Below are 17,367 nucleotides of genomic sequence, written 5' to 3'. Positions count from 1 at the left end.
CACCTGCTGCAACAATTTTTCCAGTGATATGTAAGATGTATCCTGTGCCTGAATTGGTTGCAGACCGAAAACAAATCCAATTGCTATGATTATTTTTTTCATGATTTAAAGATTTTTTAAAATGAAATCAACCCGTTCTTCCGGTGGCAGAACCGGCACATGAACAATAGGGCAAGGGAATGTTTCATACACCTTAATTATCAGGTTATGAATACGGATTTGCTCTGCTTCGTCTTCTAATCTTGCATAGTCGTTGGTAAGCGGCAAACGGTCTAATATGAAAACTTGCTTGTAGCAATATTTATTACACTGTTCTATTAACCTGTCGTCATATTCTAAACCCAAGAACTGATAGTATGCCATTGCATCGGGTAAGGCGCGGTCTAAAAACACCATTTCATTTACATCTAAGGTTGCTTCTTCTTCAATCTGCATATTCAGCACTCCTAACTGAAATTCTTTTTTGTTTTCACGAATTTCTTCAACCGTGCGCCCTTTTATTTTTTGCGTATCAATGTAATGACGTGCATGTTCAATAGTGGTTTTGTAACCTCTTTGTGCAAGCAGGTTTACTACCGTGGTTTTCCCCGTGCAGGGCCCCCCTGTAATTACATTCCAGTTTGTGATAATTTCTTTGTGTTTCATGGCCTTTTGATTTTTAATTCAAATTCGTTTCGCTGATTAAGGACAGGAATTTCACTATCCCATTTATAAACTTCTTTTATTTTTTTCTGCAATCCCTTTGCTCCATCTTCCTCGCTGTGAACAATAAAAATTTTATCGGGCTTAGATTGCAGTTTGCTCATCCAGTCAATCAATCCATTTTGGTCTGCATGACCAGACAACCCTTCTATATTTTCCATGTGGGCTTTTACTGCATAGAATTTACCTCTCATTTTGATTTCGGTTGCGCCTTCCAGCAATGCCCTTCCTCTTGTTCCTTCAGCCTGAAAACCCACCAACAGGATGGTTGCATTTTCGTCCCCTAAATATTTTTCAAAATAAGTAAGCACTCTGCCGCCCGCAGCCATACCACTTCCTGCAATAATTATTTTAGGTGTATTGTCTTCTGCAAGTGCATAAGTTTCATCTACTCCTTTAATCCGCTTGATGGTATTGCACATTTCAGAGCATTCATCGGTGGAGAGTTTATGCCACTCTGTGTTACGATGAAAAACTTCCAAAACATTTCTTCCCATCGGACTATCCATATAAATAGGTATATCGGGAATTTTATTGGTCTTTTTTAACTGCCAAAACAGATACATGAGCAATTGCGTCCGCTCTACCGAAAAACTCGGTATGATGATAGTGCCGTTTCTTGCCATACAACGATTAATAAGTTTTTCCAAATTGTTGATGGCTGGTTCGACAGGATGAAGGCGGTTGCCATAAGTGGCTTCAATAAATAAAACATCCGCTTTTTCAGGCTTTTCCGGTGGAAACAAAAGTGGGTCTATCTCCCTGCCAATATCACCGGAAAAGACTAATGTTTTTTCGCCAATCTGCAATTCAATAAATGTAGCACCAATAATATGTCCGTTGTATCGGAAACGGTATCTGATTTGTTCGTTAATCTGTATCCATTGATTGAGGGGTTGCGGTTGAAAAAGCGGCAAAGTATTTTCCACCTCTGGCAAGCCATAAAGCGGCAAAGCAGGTTTGTGTTTTGAGTAGCGGAATTTGTTCGCTCTTGCTGCATCTTCCTCTTGAATTTTTGCACTGTCTTTTAAAATGATTTCAGCAATCTGCAAGGTTGCAGAAGTGCCGTTGATTGTTCCGCTAAAACCATGCTTCACCAATAAGGGGAGGTAGCCTGTGTGGTCTAAGTGTGCATGTGTTAGTAATACTATATCAATAGTTTTTGCTGAAATGGCTAAAGGTTGCCAATTTAGTTGTCGGAGTTCTTTTAGCCCCTGAAACAAACCGCAGTCTATCAGTATTTTTTTACCAAAAGCAGTAACAAGATACTTTGAGCCGGTAACTGTTCCGGCAGCACCTAAGAATTGGATTTTGATTTTATTGTCGTTCATAATTATTGTTTTATACTTTGAAATTTCTTTGCTGAGAATTCTTCACACAATGCCGAACATTCTTCCATTACTTTTTCCAACCGTGGTGAATGGATGCCTATGTTTTGCAACACACTTTGATTGTGATGCATGGTTTTACACAGCACTATTTTTCTGTCTAATAATTGTTGTTTCTCTTTTTGGGTAAGCGTTGTAAGGCAGGTTACGGGGTGTAATCCCGAACCATCAATCCAATCTTTCAATCCATTGTTTTTTGGATAATCCCAACCCACCAAATTCATGTTCATGCACCTGCCGTATTTGGAAGCATCATCAGAAAAGCGGGTGTTGGTAACCACCCAACCCTGATGAAATTTTTCGGCATGACCAGCTAACTGTTTCCATTGTCTTTCTACATCCAAAAATCTTGATTGTATGTAGAGCGGAATTTTTACATCGCACACATAACCCTGGCGGTTATGGAATTTGCACTCAATCATAAAATGGTGTTCGTCTTTTTCGGCAATCACATCTATTTCGTGATTTACACAATGTCCTTTTACAATTATTCCCACTTGAGTTTTGTAACCTTTATGTTTTAAAAGCTCTCCCACAAATTGCTCAAAAGGGAAACCCGAAGGACCCAACTCCATAATGGCTTGTTTGAGTTTATAGCGTGCTGCTGCCTGGCGTGAATAGTTTCGCAATAATCGAAATGCGGTTTTGTAAATCTTCCGTGTGGACATCCCCTCTACTAACATTTCGATTACTTTGTTGGTAATTTCATCTGCCTGTTCGTTAGTTGCACCAGAACGCAGCAACGATTGTTTTAGCTTTCCTTTGTTGAACGGAGCTTTTTCGCCTGATGCCTTAATGATGTTTATATTTTCAGCGTTAATCTTCATCGTGAATTAGATTTGTTCGTTTTAAAATTTGAATAACCAATAGTGAAATCGAAGCAGATACGAAAACAATCAACCAGTCTTCCGCTTTCAGCGACTGAACATTCAATGCTTCACGAGCTGGAGGAATAAAAAATACGGAAACCACGACTAACCCGCTTGTAAGCAGTGCATACCAAACATATTTATTTTGGAATACTTCAGATTTTATAAAAGAAGTTTTGACCGATGCCATGTTGAACACATGGAACAACTGGCAAACAATAAGAGTAAAGAATAAAATGTTGTTGCAGAGTTTCGGGTCAAAGTGTTCGCCTGTATGCAAAACAAAATGGCTAAAGAATACTGCTCCCAATGTGCAAACGGAAATGATTGCCGCATAAATCCAAACAGCATACCACTGTTTTGTTTTTAACAGCGGTTCAGCCGGATTTCGGGGCTTGTGTTTCATAACATACGGACTGCCTTCGCTTACGCCCAAAGCAAGGGCGGGCAACACATCTGTTATTAGATTGATAAAAAGTATTTGCAGCGGAATTAATTGAAAATGCAGATTGGACAACGCAGCTAATGACACCACAAACAATTCGCTCATGTTGCAGGAAAGCAGGTAAATCACAAATTCCTGAACATTAGTAAAAATAACACGACCTTGCTTTATTGCATGAACTATGGACGAAAATTTATCGTCTTTCAATACCATGTCTGACACTTCCTGTGCCACTTGTGTTCCTCTCACTCCCATTGCGATGCCGATGTCTGATTTCTTCAAAGCAGGAGCATCATTTACACCATCACCTGTCATGCCAACGATGTTTCCTTTTTCCTGCAACACTCTTACCAAATCCAATTTATGAGCGGGTGTAACCCTTGCGAAAACAGAAGTGTCAGCCCAAAGATTTTTTTCCTGTTCGCTTAACTGTTCAAAGGGCTTCATGTTCTTGCCGATGACAGGTTGCGTGTTTTCGGATATATGAAGTTGGTTGGCTATATAATTTGCAGTGGCAGGATGGTCGCCTGTAATCATCACTACTTTAATACCTGCATCTTTACATTCATTGATTGCATCAAACACATCTTCGGCTGGCGGATCCATCATTCCGTATAGTCCGGCAAAAACCAAACTGTCTGTGAGTGCAACATCTTTTGAAGCAGTTTCTTTAAAAGCACCAGCAATAACTCTTAAACCGGATGATGCCAATTGTTCAGATTTGTCTTTCCATTGGTTTCTTGTTTCTTCATTCATCTCTTTAATTTCAGAACCGTTAAGAATATGACTGCACTGTTTGAGTATTTCTTCTGCTGCGCCTTTAGCACAAACTATAAAATCGTTTTGATTGCCGTGTAGCGTTGCCATCATTTTTGTTTCCGATGAAAACGGGACTTCATCTATTTTAGGAAACTGTTGACGCAACCGCTCAACATTCTCTCCTTTGTTGTGTGCATATTTCAGTAAGCCCGTTTCCAGCGGGTCGCCAATTTCTTTAATGTCGTTTTCTAAAATCTGAATGGATGCGGTGTTGCATAAAACAGCTATATGCTGAAGGAGTTGTTTATTCTTTTCAGAAGTTTCATCAGCAGGGATTAAATCTGTTACTTCTATTTTATTTTGAGTAAGTGTTCCTGTTTTATCGGTGCAAATAACGGTTGTGCCTCCTAAGGTTTCTACTGCCGAAAGTTTTTTTACGATGACATTATGCCTTGCCATTTTCATCATCCCTTGAGCCAATGCAAGGGTTGCCACAATGGGAAGTCCTTCGGGTATGGCTGCTACTGCAAGGGCAATGGCCGTTTCAAGCAATTCCACATAATCGCCATGCGTGAACATACCGACAATGAAAATCAGCACCACTAAAGCAACTGTTATGTAAATGAGTTTACGACTGAATACCTGTAACTTTTTTTCAAGTGGAGTGGCTGATTGCTCTGCTCCCTGCACGAGGTGTGCGATTTTGCCTAATTCGGTTTGCATACCTGTTGCAACCACAAGGGTAGTGGTGTTTCCGTTGGTAACGAAAGTGCCTTTGTGCAACATATTGGTGCGGTCAGCAAGTGGAATATCTCCCGAAAGTTCGCTTGCTGTTTTTTCAACAGGCATGGCTTCGCCCGTAAGCGATGCTTCATTTATGGAAAGTTGTGTAGCGGAAATAATTCTTGCATCTGCGGTAATCATGTCACCTGCTTCAACAAACAGCAAATCGCCCGGAACTAATTCTTCGGATGCTATTTCGGTCAGCTTACCATTTCTGAAAACTTTGGAAGGGACACTGACCATTTTTTTCAGCGCATTCATGGAGCGTTCCGCCTGCATTTCCATCCAAAAGCCAATGGTTGCATTAACAAGTATTACAAGCAGAATTGCCGTTGCATCCAAATATTCCTGAAACCAAAACGACATGGCGGCTGCAAACAACAACAAATACACCAAGAGGTTATTAAACTGCGACAGGACTATTTTTAAAGGGTGTTTTCCTTTATCGGATTGAATACTATTACTCCCGTATTTTTCAATACGCTTTGCAGCGTCAAGGGAGTTCAATCCTTGTTTTATATCACTGCCAAGTTCAGTGATAAGTTCTGTTACAGGAATTGTATGTGGGTTTACTGTTTTCATTAATCTATGTTTTCTAAAAATTCTACTTTACCATATTTTTTTATTTCTCTTTCCTTGACGATTTGATATATAACTGGCAAAACGATTAATACGAAAAGAGTAGAAGTTATTAGGCCAAAAACAAAAGGTATTGTAATAGGCTTCATGACATCACTACCTACACCTGTTGCCAAAAGAATAGGCATTAAACCAATCATATCGGCCATTACCGTCATCAGTTTAGGTCGTACACGCATTACGGCACCGGAAAACACGGCTTTCTCGACATCTTCGTTTGAGAGTTCAGCACTTTTCTTTTTTTCTACTGTATCTCTTATGGCTTCATTCATATAGACGAGCATCAATACACCAGTCTCTACCGCAATGCCGAATAAGGCAATAAAACCTACCGCAACAGCTACCGAAAAATTCACATCGAAAAAATACATTGAATATACCCCCCCGATTAATGCAATGGGAATACTTGAAAGGACAATCACCATTTCCTTAACCGAATGGAAAGTGAAATAGAGGACAAAAGCAATTATCAAAAGCGTAATGGGAATGATGATTTTTAAACGGTTCTCTGCTCGAACCTTATTTTCATATTGCCCACTCCATTCAATAAAATAGCCTTTGGGCAGCTTTTGAAAATCTGCATCAATACGTTTTTTAGCATCGCCAACTACGCTTCCCATATCCCTGCCACGCACATTGAACAGAACCGTTCCCCGCAGCATGGCATTTTCAGAATTTATCATTGGCGGGCCTTCCGAAATTTCAACATCCGCCACTGCTGACAATGGAATAACACCGTAACCCGATGTCTGCAAAGGCGTTCGTTTTATTTCTTCTATATCGCTTCTAAAATCCTGCGCTAAGCGCATGGAAACGCTGAAACGCTGCCTGCCTTCAATGGTATTGGTCAAAGGCATTCCTCCTAATGCCATTTCAATAAGCATATTCACTTCTTCAATAGAAAGATTATATCGGGCAATTTCTTCCCGATTAATTCTTATATCCAAATATTTCCCGCCTGTGAGTTGCTCTACATATAAATCTGCAAGCCCATCAATACCTTTCAATGATTTTTCAATTTGCCTTGAAAGGTTGTAGATAGTATCTAAGTTTTGCCCATAAATTTTCACACCAATATCTGTCCGGACACCTGTCGAAAGCATATTGATACGATTGATTATAGGCTGTGTCCAACCACTTGTAACACCAGGTATCTGCACTTTTTCGTTCAGTTCCGAAATCAGCTTTTCGGTGGTCATGCCTTTACGCCACTCCGATTGGGGTTTTAATACAACAATGCTTTCAATCATACTTACCGGAGCATTGTCGGTTGCAGTATAGGCACGACCTGCTTTGCCCAGAACATTTTCCACTTCGGGAACGGACATAATGAGCTTGTCCTGCACCTGCAAAATACGTTTGGCTTCGTTGTTGGAAACATCAGGAAGTGTAACGGGCATAAACAAAAGAGAACCTTCGTCTAACGGTGGCATAAATTCCGAACCCAAACGCACTACAAAAGGAATGCTACCCACCACGATTAAAGCAGCAATAGCAATTACCGTTTTTTTCCAATGCTGGCAAAGGCGCAAAACAGGGCTGTATATTTTTATAAAGAAATTTGCAACGGGGTTTCTGCTTTCAGGAATGAGCTTGCCTTTCATTAAAGAACGCAACAGCATTGGGACAACAAATAATGCTATAATGGCGGAGCCAATCATAGTAAAGGTTTTTGTCCATACCAAAGGCGAAAACATTTTCTTTTCCTGCCCTTCGAGAAACAATATGGGAGAGAATGAAATGAGCGTTACCAATATGGAAAAGAAAACGGCTCTTCCAACAGTGCGTGATGAGCGTTCAATGATTTTGATACGTTCTTCCTCACTCAATTCTTTTGTATTTCCTATTCTTTGCTTTTCCATTATTCTTCTGTTTTTAAAACTGCTTTTACTAAACCTTTATAAGCGTTTTCAGTCATCACAATTCCCGCATCCACCAAATCGCCAATGGCTAAGGCAATACCGCCCAATGACATAATGTTGAGTGAAATGCCAAACATTTTCACGAACATAAAGCCAATCAGCACCGACAAGGGAATGGAAACAATGGCCACTACTGCGCTTCGCACATGGAAAAGAAAAATCAGCACCACTAATGAAACCACAATAATTTCTTCCCACAACGCCTCTTTCAATGTTGCAATGGCAGCTTCAATTAAATTGCTACGGTCGTAAGCAATTTTAATCTTCACTCCGGGAGGCAAACCTTTTTCCACATCGCCTAACCTTTCTTTTACACGGTCAATCACTTCTTTTGCATTTTCGCCATATCTGGCAACCACCACACCGCCCACTACTTCGCCTTCGCCGTTTTCTTCTACAATTCCCAATCGGATGTCGCTGCTCATTTGTACATCGGCAACATCTTTCAGCTTGATGGGAATGGATTTATTTGAGCCAACGGAAATTTCTTCTATATCCCGGATGTCTTTGATATAACCTAATCCTCTAATCATATAACCCATACGGTTCATTTCATAGATACTTCCTCCAACGTCACGATTGTTGGCTTTAAGGGCATTTGCCACATCCATTGCTGAAATGTTGTAGTAAATAAGTTTGTTGGGATTGACGCTCACCTGATATTGTTTTTGGAAACCTCCGAAAGAGGCCACCTCGCTCACACCTTCTACATTCTGCATTGCAAATTTTACATACCAGTCCTGCACTGCACGGAGTTCGCCCAAATCGTAACCATCGCCCTGAAGCGTGTACCAAAAAACATGACCCACGCCTGTTCCATCGGGACCGAGAGTGGGAGTTACCCCTTGTGGTAATGCTTTTTGAGCGAAGTTCAACCGCTCCAAAACACGGGTTCTTGCCCAATAGATTTCTGCATCGTCATTAAATACAACAAAGATGAAACTCATGCCAAACATAGATGCTGCACGAATGGCCTTAACGTTGGGAATACCCTGCAAGTTGGAAACCAAAGGGTAGGTAATCTGGTCTTCCATGATTTGGGGGTTACGTCCCATCCATTCGGTGTAAACGATGACCTGATTTTCGGAAAGGTCGGGGATGGCATCAACCGGTGTGGTCATTACCGACCATACGCCCCCAACCACAATCAGCAGTATGCCTATCCACACGAAAAAGCGGTTGTGCGTTGACCATGAAATAATTTTCTCTATCATGACAGTCTCCTTTTTAAAAGTTGGGAATTAATCGCTACTACTATCGTACTTACGCTCATCAATACCGCACCCATTGCTGGGCTTAAAACAAAATTTGGATAGAATATACCTGCTGCAAGTGGTATTGCCACCACGTTGTAGCCAACCGCCCATATCAGGTTCTGTATCATTTTCTTGTAGGTAAGTCTGCCAAAGTCAATCAGTTTGACCACATCCCTCGGGTCGCTGTCCACCAATATGATATCGGCTGTTTCGGCAGCCACGTCCGTACCGGAACCCACGGCAATTCCAACATCTGCCTGTGCCAGTGCAGGTGCATCATTTACACCATCACCAGTCATTGCTACGATTTCGCCTTTTGCCTGAAACTCCTTTACTTTCTCCTGCTTGTTATGCGGAAGCACATTGGCCAAATACCCGTCCATACCCAATTTTCCGGCTACGGCAGCAGCAATCCTGTCGTTGTCCCCGGTGAGCAGAAAGGACTTGATGCCCATTTTTTTGAGTTCCTCAATCGCCTGTGCCGAACCCTCACGGATGCTGTCTGCCAAAGTAATGATGCCGATTACCCGGTCATCAATGAGGACAAAGTTGACCGTTTCGGCTTCCTGATTGATTTCGCTTGGTATTTCCGGCAGGGAAAGGTGGTTTTCGGTGAAATAATTCGGGCCGCCAGCTACAACACTCTTTCCGTTTACAACACCTTTTACACCTATGCCCTGCATATAGCTAAAGTTTTCAGATTTCCATAAGGCAAGGCTCTTTTCTTTCAATGTAGCCATAATGCCTTTAGCAATATGGTGTTCCGAATTTTGCTGTACTGCGGCAGCATACTGGATAACCTCATCGGCATTATATTCATCCGTTAACGGTATAACCTTTTCTACTGCATGGGAACCTTTGGTGAGCGTTCCGGTCTTATCAAAAATGACGGTGGAAAGTTTGCGGGTGGTTTCAAATGCCGTACGGTTGCGGATGAGCAGGCCATTGGTCGCCGAAAGCGTTGTGGAAATGGCGACCACCAACGGGATAGCCACGCCCAATGCGTGCGGGCAGGCCGTTACCATCACCGTCACCATTCTTTCAAGCGCAAAGGCAATATCTCCACTGCTTGCATACCAATAGGCAAATGTGCCTATGCCAACGGCAATGGCAATAAAGGTGAGCCATTTGGCAACTTTGTCCGCAAGGTTCTGTGTATTAGACTTGGTAGCCTGCGCTTCCTGCACAAGATTGATAACCCTGTTCAGGTAGCTGTCTTTTCCCACGGCTGTTACCTTGACTTTCAGCGCACCATCGCCATTGATAGAGCCTGCGATGACCTTTCCGTCTTTTTCCTTTTTTACGGGAACACTTTCTCCGGTAAGCATACTCTCGTTGATATACGAAAGCCCCTCCAGTACCAATCCATCGGCTGGAATTTTTTCACCCGGTTTTATGATAGCCGTTTCACCGCTTTGCAGGTCTTCGAGCTTTATCTTTACGGCTTCTCCGCCACGTTCCACGGTAACATCGTTGGGCAGCAAAGCCACCAATGACTGCAATGCCCGTGAAGCAGCCATTTGGGAACGCATTTCCAGCCAATGCCCTAACAGCATGATGTCAATAAGGGTTGCCAGTTCCCAAAAGAAGTCCATACCCTGCAAGCCAAATACAACGGCTACGGAATAGACATAGGCTACGGATATGGCAATGGCGACAAGGGTCATCATGCCTATGGCCTTGGCTTTTATCTCGCCAATCATTCCTTTTAGGAATGGCAAGCCTCCATAGCTATAAATCACCGTACCCAATGCCAGCAGCACATATTTATCGCCATTGAAAACAAGGGAGAAACCCAACCATTGCTGTATCATGTGCGACAGGAGCAGGATAGGGATTGTAATGACAAGGCTTATCCAAAAACGTGTGAGGAAATCGCCTGTATGATGTCCCTCATGTTTATTAAAGTTTTCATCAGCATGGCCATGTTGAGAATGCCCGGAATGCCCATGTTCTGATGTGTGTTCATGAGAAACTGACGCACCGCCAACGGGAACCAATGCCATGCCACAGAGCGGGCATTTGCCCGGTTCGTCTTTTAGCACCTGTGGGTGCATAGGACAAGTATATTTTTTCATAACAAGGGGTTTTAAAAGTTATGTTGCACTTAATTTTTTTGCCATCTCATGGGTCATTTCTTCGGCATAAGTACCATAGGCATCAACAAGTACGCCTTTATTCTTACTATCATTAGACGATATGGCATAAATCACGGCATTGTTATCAGGACTGCTGTCGAGGCTTTCAAACCTATGAGTTTCCGTAACCGTAAAATCCTCCGGTTTTAGTTTCAGGCTCCTTGACGTACAGTACAGACAGTCCGGCAACAGACTAAAGTCCATACTGTACCCACGTCGTCTTAGGTCTTTAAGCGCCTGCACCATGTCATTGTACTGTACCATAGCTTTCAGACCTGTTATTTAATGGTTTCGACCGTACTTCCGCAGGTAAGCATCTGTGAGCCGTAATATGGATTTTTAACCGCATTCTCTTTACTTAGCCAATTGGCTCCCTTACCTCCGTTGTACATAGGGCAGTGCTGGTAATATATGGGGGTGTCCTGTTTAGAAACTTTGGCAAGTGTGTAGATGCTTCCCGAAAGTGCCGCAAAAGCACTTCTTTGTTTTGCAACATCTTTTGATTTTGAAATGCTTTCCGCATTGGCCGTCAAATCCTGCATCACTTTCATCCAAGCCGTATGTTCCTCTGCCGATAGCTTGTTCATATCGACTGCTTTAAGGGATGCAGCCAATTCAGCGGCTTTGGCAGATGCGGTCGCCGCATCGGTTTTTATCAAAGCATCTTTCACTGAAAAGTAGTTGTCAAATACAGCTTTTAGCTGTGATTGGTTTTGAGCTGCATCTTTGTTAGCTGCCATTTGGCTATGGTCGTGATTGCCATGTCCGGCATTCATGTCCATGCCCGCCTCCTTGTTTTTGGCAACCGTCTTCACGGGTCTATCATACTGGCAGCAACCAGCCAGTTTAGCATATACGTCATCCGGCGCACGGAACTTCTCGCTGTCATAACCAGCCAAAGCGATACGTTTCAGGATTTCATCCTGATTTGTTTTGTCGCCGTCATACGTGAGCGTAGCCATCTTGGTATCTTTGTTCCAGTCCACGCTGGCTACCTTTTTTACGTTACCTGCTTTTTCGATGGTGGTTTTGCACATACCACAATTGCCGTAAATCTTTACGGTTTCTGTTTTCGCATTCTTGATTTGTGCGAAGCCGTTTATTGATGATAGTAACACGGCGATTACCATCACTATTTTTGATAATGATTTCATAATAATTACATTTTGAGAAACGGGGGATTGATAAACCCGTTTCTGTTTTAAATTTTAAGTAAATGATACAAATAGGGGATTTGCAAAAGCCGGAACAGCTTCTGACAGGACACACCTATGGCTATCAGTCCATAGTTTTAGCTTATTTTAGGCGGTAGCCAAATGGAGAAAAAGCCCGAAGAATAGTAGGCTTCTTTGAAACCGAATTTTTGCTTTTTAGCTGCTGCTAAGTGATTTTTTGCCTTTAATTCGATTATGGTTGGGACATTTAGGGAAGTGGTTGAAGCACCGCACCTGCAAGAGCTGTGTGAACAGCCGCCCCCGCATTTGTCACTTTTGCATTTTTTACAGGATTTGCCCTTGCAACCTTTTTTATGTTCTGATTTTTTGGATTTCTCCTTTGAGCAGGAAGACTGCTCGGTCTTTGTTGAATTTTTGGAACAGGCATAGCTCTGACTTGGCATCATAAAGAAAACCAAACAGAACAATGTCAAAATGCCTATATGTATTCTATAATTTTTCAACGCAACAAAGTTACAAATTAGATTGGTTTTTTATATCGTTTTACGTTTTTTTTTGCTATATGGACAAAAAAATGCCATATACGCAATAACCTATCGCCTTTTTTCAGAATTGATAAAATGCCCTTTTTCAGCAACCCAACCTCATAGAAAATTCGGTCGGAAAAAGGGCATTTCAAAAAGTTGTTGGCTTAGGCGTCCAAAGGTTCAATTTTGAAGCCTGCCTTTTGCACGGTCGATATTACTTCCTGCTCGGTAATGCCCTCGGACTTCACGGTAAGTACCTTGTCCTTGTTGGCCGTGTCCACTTCCCAATGGCAGATGCCCTCTGCCTTGTCCAAGTGCGGCTTTACAGATGCGATACAGCCGCCGCAATTGATGTTCGTCTTGAATTGAAATTGTTTATTTTCCATTGTTTACAAATTTTAGAGTTATCTGATAATGCAAATTTCCGTACTATTCAGTTAGTTATTGTTGTGTAATTTCTTGTTTGATTTGTGAGATTTACTGTTTTATTTCTTCCACTTCAACCGCAGGCTGTTACTGACCACGCTCACGCTGCTCAATGCCATTGCCGCACCCGCAATCATCGGGTTGAGCAGGAAGCCGTTAACAGGGTAAAGGATGCCTGCCGCTACCGGAATGCCGATTACGTTGTAGATAAACGCCCAGAACAGGTTTTGCTTGATGGTGGCTACGGTCTGTTTGGACAAGCGTATTGCCTGCGGTATCTTGGTCAGGTCGGACGAAATGATGGTCATCTTGGCTACGTCCATTGCGATGTCGCTGCCTTTGCCCATTGCGATACTTACATCGGCTGTTGCCAATGCGGTGCTGTCGTTGATACCATCGCCCACCATTGCCACTACCTTTCCTTTACTTTGCAGTTCTTTCACAAAGTCGGCTTTATGCTGTGGCAAAACTTCGGCTTTGTAATGCTTGATGCCTGTCTGCTCCGCAATGGCTTTAGCGGTAGCTTCATTATCTCCGGTCAGCATATACAGGTCAATGCCCATTTCCTGCATTTCCCGGATAGCCCGCACCGATGTTTCCTTAATCTTATCGGCGATAGCGATTACAGCAAGAGCCTTTTTGCTGTTTGCAAACCAGATAACGGTTTTAGACTGTTTGCCCCATTCTTCGGCCTGGTCTTGTAATTCGCCGGCAATGGCAATGTTGTTTTCTGCCAATAGCTTTTTGTTGCCTACATAATAGGTTTCGTTGTCATGGTCTGCTTTTGCGCCTTTGCCCGTAATGCTGTCGAACATGGATAAAGAGGTGGTCGCTACATCGTCAAGATGCTTCACTACGGCTTCTGCCAATGGATGCTCGGATTGCTTTTCGATGCTCAAAAGGATTTCTTTTGCGGTGTCCTCGTTGTTCAGCCATTTAATGCCCGTTACCTGTGGTCTTCCCTCGGTGATGGTTCCGGTTTTGTCCAAAACGATGGCATTTACTTTTTTGGCCAGTTCCAAACTTTCGGCATCCTTTATCAAAATGCCATTTTCAGCACCTTTACCAACGCCTACCATAATAGCGGTGGGTGTCGCTAAGCCTAAAGCACAGGGGCAGGCAATGACCAATACCGTAACGGCTGCCAACAGACCTTGAACAACCCCGTTTTCGCCTCCCAAAATCAACCATAGCGTAAATGTCAGGATGGCAATACCTATCACTGTGGGAACAAAGATGCCCGCAATCCTATCGACCAGTTTCTGTACGGGTGCTTTGCTTCCCTGTGCATCCTGCACCCTTTTGATGATGTGGGCAAGCATGGTTTCTTTGCCCACTTTTACCGCCCTGAACCGGAAGCTGCCTTTTTGGTTAATCGTTCCTGCAAATACTTTTTCTTTTTCTTTTTTCAATACAGGTACAGGCTCACCGCTTAACATGCTTTCGTCCACATACGAATTGCCCGATATGACCATGCCGTCTACCGCAATCTTTTCACCGGGCTTTACGAGTATCACATCGCCTGCGCTTACGTCTTCGATAGCGGTCTGCTTTTCCGTTCCGTCCGCCTGTACCACGATGACCGTTTTTGGCTGCAAGCCCATCAGCTTCTTAATGGCTGAAGAGGTGTTGCCTTTGGCTCTTTCTTCCAGCAGTTTTCCCAAGAGGATGAATGCGATAATAACGGCAGCCGCTTCAAAATATACGTGAGCATGCAGTCCCCGTTGATGCCAAAAGTCGGCAAACAGCATATTGAAAACACTGAACAGGTAGGCAATACCTGTACTCAATGCCACCAGCGTATCCATATTGGCGGAACGGTGCTTTGCCTGCTTCCAAGCGTTTACAAAAAAATCCCTGCCCAACCATATTACAACGGGCGTGGAAAAGAGCCACATTATCGGGTCTGCATAGGGCATATCCATAAAGAACATTCCTATGATTACCACGGGCAGGGAAAGGATAATTGCCCAAATGGTCTTGTTTTTCAAGGTTCGGAATTTCTTTTCGTGGATGGCTTCGAGCGTTTCCTGCTGCTTGGTTTCGTCTTCAATCAATAGGTCGTAACCTACTCCCTGAACCGCTTTTTGCAGGGTGGAGGCATCGGTCATATTGGGCAGATATTCCACGGTAAGATTGCCCGTTGCAAAGTTCACGGAAGCATTAACTACTCCCGGTTGGTATTTCACAATGCTTTCGGCACTGCCCGCACAGGATGCACAGGTCATGCCCAATACCGGAAAAGCACTTTTAACCGTAGGAACTCCGTAACCTAAATCTTTAATTGCCTTAACAGCCTCGCCTACGGTTTCATTGCTATCTACTGTAATCGCTGCCCTTCGGTTGTTCAGCTCTACTTTATGGGTTTCTACGCCTTTTACCTGTGCCAATCCCTTTTCAACGATTAATGCACAGTGTTCGCTTTCTACATCCTCCAATGGAATGTATATATTTTCTCTGTTTGTCGCCATATTTGCCTGCTTTAATTTACAATACAAAATTGGCTATTATATTTATGGGTACTGTTGTGAAATTTTGGATTTGATTTGTAAGATTTACTTACACTTTATCCAACGGTTTTCTTTTATCCTCTTTAATCTGTTTGAAATGGCTTGGTGTTAGCCCGGTAACTTTTTTAAACTGGTTACTCAAATATGCCACGCTCGAATAATTTAGGCGGTTCGCAATCTCACTTAATGACAACTCATCATACACCAACAATTCTTTGACTTTCTCCACCTTTTGGGCGATAAAGTATTTTTCAATGGTTGTACCCTCTACCTCTGAAAACAGATTGGACAGGTAATTGTAATCGTGATGCAATTTGTCACTCAATACATCGGAAAGGTTGGTTTTTACATCACTATCCTGATGGTGTACCAGGTCAATGATAATGTTCTTTATCTTTTCTATTATCCTGCCTTTTTTATCGTCAATTACTTCAAATCCTAATGGCTCTAAAGTTTTGGACAAATTCTCTTTTTCCAGAGATGTTATTTCTTTGGAAAGAATAACTTCGCCCAGTTTTATATTTTTAGCATCTAATCCCAGTTTTTCCAATTCGTTTTGTACCACCATAATGCAACGGTCGCAAACCATATTTTTAATAAAGATTGTATTCATATTTATTTACTGACTACGTTTAGTATTTAATACATAAGCAATAAACAAATTTACAATTTAAGTTTAATTACTCTGACTTCTTGCCAAGAGGAATAAAGCCTGTGTACATATATACTTACTGTTTTTCATCTTGTTCGTCCATTTTCTTTATCAGTGCTTCACACAGCCTGTCGAGGAATTTCGTTCGGTTTATTTTGCGGGCTTTAAGTTCCATAAACGTATGGTAAAAGTCGCCTAACTCAATATTGAAGGCATCTTCAAACGTTTTGGCTATCAATTTTATTTCTGTATTCCCATTGTTAAATGCACCGTGGGAGTACAGTGCATAAATGAGTTCCGTGAGTGCAGTTTTGCTTGCTGTCCATATCAACGAATTATCTGAAACCTTTTTAACGTTGATGTTATTTAACCTGTCTTCCAAATATACCTGTATCAGGTCATTAGCAATTATCTTGGCAACCTTATAATCGTGCGAAGTAGAAAAGCGATGGTCTGCCTCAAAATAAAAAGTGTCTAACCATAGTCTTATATCGTGCTTGCCACGTACAAAAAATTGTTCGTCAAAGAAAGAATTATTGCTACGGTAATACTTATAAAAATCAAGGTTATTTTCAAAGAACCTTTTTAGCTTTTTCAGTTCTTTGACAAAATATTTCTTGGTACGCTTATTTCCATACGGTCTTCTCGTTTCGATTTTATAGATGGCATTATAATAGATGAGCTTTGAAACGATAATTGGCTTTTGATATTTAAAAAAGCGAATTTCTTCATCAACATTCTTAAATCCTCTTTTTAAAATATATTTTTTTACGTCGAATAAACATTTGATAATAAGTTGTATAACTGCTTCAATGCGTTCTATCGAACAGTCTGCTTCAATCTCAAATTCTTTGATTTCGTTTTCCAGCTTAGCCAGCGTTTCGTTATAAAATTTATCCATCCGTTATCCTAAATCTATTTTTTAAACAATAATAGAGAAGCCCAAATACTGTCATATTTGAAAGAAATTTGCATTTTCGGGTTTCTCTTTTGGAACTTTGGTTTTTGCTCGATACAGAACTAATAAGTCCATTTTTAGTGATAGGGATAGATATAATAGTGTCTAATTTTATGTATATCAAAGCAATAAGACACAGAGCTAAAAAATATCCCAAAAAGTATCATAAAGAGCGAAGGTCTTTTCTTCTTCTTCTTCTCCTTCGACAAATTGACATT

The 17,367-nt window shown here is 41.8% G+C and carries 13 protein-coding genes; all 13 read right to left on the bottom strand.

Annotated elements, in window-relative coordinates; translation table 11 throughout:
- Positions 1-105: 105 nt before the first annotated feature.
- Positions 106-645 carry an ATP-binding protein gene (locus tag Q8S25_RS09155; RefSeq protein ID WP_305536994.1) on the bottom strand — a complete coding sequence of 180 codons (540 nt, stop codon included), beginning with the start codon at positions 643-645 and terminating at the stop codon, positions 106-108.
- The gene (locus tag Q8S25_RS09150; protein ID WP_305536993.1) at positions 642-2,033 is read right to left on the bottom strand and encodes an MBL fold metallo-hydrolase RNA specificity domain-containing protein; all 1,392 of its coding nucleotides are present in this window, start codon (positions 2,031-2,033) and stop codon (positions 642-644) included. The genes Q8S25_RS09155 and Q8S25_RS09150 overlap by 4 nt, the downstream gene beginning before the upstream one ends.
- A gap of 2 nt (positions 2,034-2,035) precedes the next feature.
- The gene (locus Q8S25_RS09145) at positions 2,036-2,917 is read right to left on the bottom strand and encodes a restriction endonuclease (protein WP_305536992.1); all 882 of its coding nucleotides are present in this window, start codon (positions 2,915-2,917) and stop codon (positions 2,036-2,038) included.
- A complete protein-coding gene (locus Q8S25_RS09140) occupies positions 2,907-5,528 on the bottom strand; it encodes a cation-translocating P-type ATPase (RefSeq protein ID WP_305536990.1) in 2,622 nt (873 codons plus the stop codon). The genes Q8S25_RS09145 and Q8S25_RS09140 overlap by 11 nt, the downstream gene beginning before the upstream one ends.
- Complete coding sequence (locus Q8S25_RS09135; RefSeq protein WP_134089074.1) at positions 5,528-7,447, bottom strand: efflux RND transporter permease subunit; 1,920 nt, start codon at positions 7,445-7,447, stop codon at positions 5,528-5,530. Before Q8S25_RS09135 ends, Q8S25_RS09140 begins: the two co-directional genes overlap by 1 nt.
- Complete coding sequence (locus Q8S25_RS09130; protein WP_134089075.1) at positions 7,447-8,721, bottom strand: efflux RND transporter permease subunit; 1,275 nt, start codon at positions 8,719-8,721, stop codon at positions 7,447-7,449. Before Q8S25_RS09130 ends, Q8S25_RS09135 begins: the two co-directional genes overlap by 1 nt.
- The gene (locus tag Q8S25_RS09125) at positions 8,718-10,841 is read right to left on the bottom strand and encodes a heavy metal translocating P-type ATPase (protein ID WP_305536986.1); all 2,124 of its coding nucleotides are present in this window, start codon (positions 10,839-10,841) and stop codon (positions 8,718-8,720) included. The genes Q8S25_RS09130 and Q8S25_RS09125 overlap by 4 nt, the downstream gene beginning before the upstream one ends.
- A gap of 338 nt (positions 10,842-11,179) precedes the next feature.
- Positions 11,180-12,055, bottom strand: a complete 876-nt coding sequence (locus Q8S25_RS09120; RefSeq protein WP_305536984.1) for a DUF3347 domain-containing protein — start codon at positions 12,053-12,055, stop codon at positions 11,180-11,182.
- 268 nt (positions 12,056-12,323) lie between these two features.
- Positions 12,324-12,503 carry a hypothetical protein gene (locus Q8S25_RS09115; protein WP_081817834.1) on the bottom strand — a complete coding sequence of 60 codons (180 nt, stop codon included), beginning with the start codon at positions 12,501-12,503 and terminating at the stop codon, positions 12,324-12,326.
- A gap of 264 nt (positions 12,504-12,767) precedes the next feature.
- A complete protein-coding gene (locus Q8S25_RS09110; protein ID WP_002981097.1) occupies positions 12,768-12,989 on the bottom strand; it encodes a heavy-metal-associated domain-containing protein in 222 nt (73 codons plus the stop codon).
- A gap of 99 nt (positions 12,990-13,088) precedes the next feature.
- Entirely contained in the window at positions 13,089-15,500 is a 2,412-nt protein-coding gene (locus Q8S25_RS09105; RefSeq protein WP_305536977.1) for a heavy metal translocating P-type ATPase, read from the bottom strand.
- Between the two features lie 88 nt (positions 15,501-15,588).
- Positions 15,589-16,152, bottom strand: coding sequence for an AraC family transcriptional regulator (locus Q8S25_RS09100; RefSeq protein WP_024566623.1), 564 nt, complete (start codon positions 16,150-16,152; stop codon positions 15,589-15,591).
- Between the two features lie 115 nt (positions 16,153-16,267).
- Positions 16,268-17,092 (bottom strand): RteC domain-containing protein, encoded by an 825-nt coding sequence (locus Q8S25_RS09095; protein WP_002981101.1) that lies wholly within the window; start codon positions 17,090-17,092, stop codon positions 16,268-16,270.
- Positions 17,093-17,367 lie beyond the last annotated feature (275 nt).

This window comes from Sediminibacterium sp. (assembly GCF_030695065.1).
In the GTDB taxonomy this organism is placed as follows: domain Bacteria; phylum Bacteroidota; class Bacteroidia; order Chitinophagales; family Chitinophagaceae; genus Sediminibacterium.
This window is presented reverse-complemented; position numbering and strand designations above follow the sequence as displayed.

Bases quoted from the DNA above. Each gene is read 5' to 3' on its own strand.
- Q8S25_RS09120 (WP_305536984.1), bottom strand. From the start codon at position 12,055: ATGAAATCATTATCAAAAATAGTGATGGTAATCGCCGTGTTACTATCA.
- Q8S25_RS09110 (WP_002981097.1), bottom strand. From the start codon at position 12,989: ATGGAAAATAAACAATTTCAATTCAAGACGAACATCAATTGCGGCGGC.
- Q8S25_RS09135 (WP_134089074.1), bottom strand. From the start codon at position 7,447: ATGGAAAAGCAAAGAATAGGAAATACAAAAGAATTGAGTGAGGAAGAA.
- Q8S25_RS09095 (WP_002981101.1), bottom strand. From the start codon at position 17,092: ATGGATAAATTTTATAACGAAACGCTGGCTAAGCTGGAAAACGAAATC.
- Q8S25_RS09100 (WP_024566623.1), bottom strand. From the start codon at position 16,152: ATGAATACAATCTTTATTAAAAATATGGTTTGCGACCGTTGCATTATG.
- Q8S25_RS09145 (WP_305536992.1), bottom strand. From the start codon at position 2,917: ATGAAGATTAACGCTGAAAATATAAACATCATTAAGGCATCAGGCGAA.
- Q8S25_RS09140 (WP_305536990.1), bottom strand. From the start codon at position 5,528: ATGAAAACAGTAAACCCACATACAATTCCTGTAACAGAACTTATCACT.
- Q8S25_RS09115 (WP_081817834.1), bottom strand. From the start codon at position 12,503: ATGCCTGTTCCAAAAATTCAACAAAGACCGAGCAGTCTTCCTGCTCAA.
- Q8S25_RS09130 (WP_134089075.1), bottom strand. From the start codon at position 8,721: ATGATAGAGAAAATTATTTCATGGTCAACGCACAACCGCTTTTTCGTG.
- Q8S25_RS09150 (WP_305536993.1), bottom strand. From the start codon at position 2,033: ATGAACGACAATAAAATCAAAATCCAATTCTTAGGTGCTGCCGGAACA.
- Q8S25_RS09155 (WP_305536994.1), bottom strand. From the start codon at position 645: ATGAAACACAAAGAAATTATCACAAACTGGAATGTAATTACAGGGGGG.
- Q8S25_RS09105 (WP_305536977.1), bottom strand. From the start codon at position 15,500: ATGGCGACAAACAGAGAAAATATATACATTCCATTGGAGGATGTAGAA.
- Q8S25_RS09125 (WP_305536986.1), bottom strand. From the start codon at position 10,841: ATGAAAAAATATACTTGTCCTATGCACCCACAGGTGCTAAAAGACGAA.